This window comes from Peribacillus muralis, assembly GCF_001439925.1.
GTDB classification, from domain to species: Bacteria; Bacillota; Bacilli; order Bacillales; family DSM-1321; genus Peribacillus; species Peribacillus muralis.
The window spans coordinates 213-4,162 of record NZ_LMBV01000036.1 but is presented as its reverse complement, the minus strand read 5'-3'; the positions used below and the strand labels follow the sequence as shown (position 1 = coordinate 4,162).

Below are 3,950 nucleotides of genomic sequence, written 5' to 3'. Positions count from 1 at the left end.
GCTGAATCCGTAGATAAAAGCGCCCAACTTGCAGATAAAATGCTGAAATCGTAGATAATGCGCCCAACTTGCAGGTAAAATGCTGAATCCGTAGATAAAATNCGCCCAACTTGCAGATAAAATGCTGAAATCGTAGATAAAAGTGCGAAACTTGTAGCTGGAAATGTTTAGTGTGTGACAAATGTCATCTTCTTGTCATGACACCTGGTACTAATAATGTTAGTGGCTTTTCCTTATAATAAGTATTATGACAAATAGAAGGAAGTGCAATTGATTAATGACTATGCAAAATACGAAGAATTTGAGAAAACAAATTGCTCCTTTTGAGCAATCAACGACAAAGGAAAGTATCTGGCAGATCATCAATACCATCGGGCCGTTTCTTATTTTATGGTACCTAGCATATATAAGCCTTTCCGTATCATATTGGTTAACATTAATCCCAGCTATATTGGCTGCGGGCTTCCTGACACGGATATTCATCATTTTTCATGATTGTACACATCATTCGTTCTTCAAAAGCCGTCGTGCGAATAGAATCGTGGGTACATGTATGGGTGTTTTGACTTTATTTCCTTTTGATCAATGGGGTCATGAGCATTCGGTTCATCATGCTACAAGCGGCAATTTGGATAAACGGGGGACGGGCGATATTTGGACTCTTACGGTGGATGAGTATTTGGCAGCGCCGCTTAAGCTTCGATTTGCTTATCGTTTCTATCGCAATCCGTTGGTTATGTTCGGTTTAGGTCCGATTTATGTTTTCCTTCTTAAGAATAGGTTTAACCGCAAAGGGGCTAGAAAGAAGGAAAAAATGAATACGTATTTGACGAATGCAATCATTTTCGCTTTAGTGGCAGTGCTTTGCATGCTACTTGGGTGGCAGTCGTTTCTTTTGGTACAAGGTTCGATTTTCATGATTTCTGGTTCAGTGGGCATTTGGCTGTTTTACGTCCAGCATACCTTCGAGGATTCTTATTTTGAAGAAAATGCGGAGTGGGAATATGTGTTGGCTGCAGTTGAGGGAAGTTCTTTTTATAAGCTTCCGAAATTGATGCAGTTCCTTACTGGTAATATCGGCTACCACCATGTTCATCATTTGAGTCCTAGGGTTCCAAACTATAAACTGGAAATGGCCCATAATAATACGGAGCCTTTAGAGAATGTTCCGACGATTACGCTTGCGACAAGCTTACAGTCGCTTCGTTTCCGCTTATGGGATGAGGAAAACAAGAATTTTGTTGGCTTCAAGGACATAAAATATTTAACGAAAAAGAATGTGTCTGTTCAAGCTAAATCCGAACTATGACATGTATAGATAATGCCAGACTCCCTTTATAATCCTTGGATTTGGGGGAGTCTTTGTTTAAGATCAAGGAGGGAACGTAAAGTGATTCGGATCGTAATTGCAGAGAATCAGGAAATGCTTTTGGAAGCGATTAGTTCTCTACTCAATCTTGAAGAAGATATCGAAATCGTCGGTCAGGCCAGCAATGGGGAAGAAGCGGTTGCTCTAGTGCATCAATTACGGCCGGATGTTTGCATCATGGATATGGAGATGCCTGTCATGAGCGGACTTGAGGCAGCGGAAGTTTTAAAGGCAATGGAATGCAAGGTGATTATGTTAACGACGTTTCGACGGAATGGTCATTTTCAACAAGCACTGCAAGCGAATGTGCGTGGCTATTTATTGAAGGATAACCCGAGTGATGAGCTAGCTTGCTCGATCCGCCGTATTATGGATGGCATGAGAATTTACTCCCCTGAGCTCATGGATGCTGCTTCTTACAATAATTCGGAACGGGAAAGCGAAGTGCAGGAGATGTCAGCTGAAGGTCAAGCTGCACCTGGGGTTATAAGAACGTATTTGTCCACGATCAAGGATAAAATGAAGGCACCGACCGGTTGAGGTGTTGACACGTTTTTAGAAATTGTGTAATATGGATAAAATTATAATATTGAAAATTCTGTGATGAAGAGAGTAGTTCATTAGAAATGGCAAGCGAGTCAGGGATGGTGGGAGCCTGATGCAGGACGGATGAATGAAGCGCACTTCGGAGAAATTTCTTGAACCGTTTAGTAGGGAATATCGGGGAGTCACCTCGTTAACAATGGAAAGTGGTCACGATTTGTGGCAACTAGAGTGGTACCACGGGAAGCTATGCTCTCGTCTCTTATTAAGAGACGGGGGCTTTTTTGTTTAGGAGGGAAAATGACGATGAATCAACCAATCGCAGCTTTACTTGCCAATGCATTGAACGAAGAAATGACCGTAAGCGAAATTGAAAAATTAATTGAAAAGCCTAAATCTGTGGAATTAGGCGATCTTGCTTTTCCATGCTTTGCGCTTGCAAAAAAACTGAGAAAGTCACCACAGGTGATCGCTTCTGAAGTAGCTGGGAAATTAAGCGATACGATGATCCAAGAAGTGAATGCAGTGTCGGGGTATGTCAATATCTTCGTCAATCAGCAATCGGTGACGGAAAATGTGCTGCAAGCGATATTACGTGAAAAGGAACAGTATGGTTCGTTGACGCCTGCAGCGGAGAATGTCGTAATCGATTATTCCTCGCCGAATATTGCCAAGCCGTTTTCGATGGGGCATTTGCGCTCGACGGTCATCGGCAACGCATTGGCTAACATAGCTGAAAAGAACGGCTATCAAGTCGTGCGAATCAATCATTTGGGAGACTGGGGCACGCAATTCGGCAAATTGATTGTTGCCTATAAGCTCTGGGGAGACAAAGCGGCAATCGAAGCTTCGCCTATTCAAGAATTATTGAAGATTTATGTAAAGTTCCATGATGTTGCACAAACTGATGAGTCGTTGAATGAACAAGCACGCGCAAGCTTCAAGTCGCTTGAAGATGGCGATGAAGAAGCACTCGCCCTTTGGAAATGGTTCAGAGATGCTTCATTGCAAGAATTCGCTGCGATTTATGAGGTCTTGGGCATTCGTTTTGATTCCTATGCGGGCGAGGCCTTTTACAATGACAAAATGGATGCTGTCGTTGAGGAGCTGAAGGAAAAAGACTTACTTACCCAATCGGAGGGCGCATTTGTCGTCGAGTTGGAGGATATGCCTCCTTGTTTGATTACGAAAACGGATGGGGCGACGCTATATGCCACACGTGATTTAGCTGCAGCGGTGTATCGCAAAAAACAGTACGATGCGAAGAAAACCTTTTATGTCGTTGGAAATGAACAGGCCCTGCACTTTAAACAGCTGTTCAAGGTGATTAACAAGATGGGATATGAGTGGTCTAAGGATTTACAGCATGTAGCTTTTGGCATGATGCTGAAGGACGGCAAGAAAATGTCGACGCGTAAAGGGAAGGTCGTGCTGCTTGCAGATGTATTGGCAGAAGCGATTGAAACGGCGAAGCGAAATATTGAAGAAAAAAACCAAGCGCTTGAACAGAAGGAAACTGTTGCGGAACAGGTTGGTGTCGGTGCGGTGATCTTTAATGATTTAAAAAATAACCGTATGAACGATATCGACTTTTCATTGGACCAAATGATGAATTTCGAAGGCGAAACAGGGCCATATGTGCAATACACCTATGCGAGAATTTCATCATTGCTGAAAAAGGGACAATATAAAGAGCAGGCCATCGAGTTTGACGCCTTAGGAGAATATGCTTGGCCCGTGATCCAGCTGCTTGAGCAGTTTCCGATCATTGTCCAAAAATCCTTTGAACAAGCCGATCCATCACAAGTTGCCAAATTCAGCTTGCAGCTGGCACGTGCCTTCAACAAGTATTATGCACATACGAAGGTACTGGTCGATGATGAGTGGCAGCAAATGAAGCTATCCTTTGCCTATTGCGTAGCGACCGTCTTGAAGGATGCGTTGCGATTATTGGGAATTTCAGCACCGAATCAGATGTAATGGAAATTAAAAAAAGCCCTTCCTTCCCATGATCGGGAAGGAAGGGCTTTTGAATTAA

The 3,950-nt window shown here is 43.0% G+C and carries 3 protein-coding genes and 1 other annotated feature; all 3 genes read left to right on the top strand.

All coding sequences use genetic code 11. The features are described from left to right. Positions 1 to 277 precede the first annotated feature (277 nt). The 3 genes from desA to argS all read left to right on the top strand — a co-directional run bounded on the left by desA (position 278) and on the right by argS (position 3,892). On the top strand, positions 278 to 1,309 hold the full coding sequence (gene desA / locus ASU00_RS22630; RefSeq protein ID WP_057915707.1) for a Delta(5) desaturase DesA: 1,032 nt from the start codon (positions 278 to 280) through the stop codon (positions 1,307 to 1,309). A gap of 81 nt (positions 1,310 to 1,390) precedes the next feature. Beyond that, entirely contained in the window at positions 1,391 to 1,909 is a 519-nt protein-coding gene (locus ASU00_RS22625; RefSeq protein ID WP_057915706.1) for a response regulator, read from the top strand. 51 nt (positions 1,910 to 1,960) lie between these two features. Further along, positions 1,961 to 2,178, top strand: a binding site (T-box leader). Positions 2,179 to 2,212: 34 nt separating this feature from the next. Continuing rightward, entirely contained in the window at positions 2,213 to 3,892 is a 1,680-nt protein-coding gene (gene argS, locus ASU00_RS22620) for an arginine--tRNA ligase (protein ID WP_413783543.1), read from the top strand. Positions 3,893 to 3,950 lie beyond the last annotated feature (58 nt).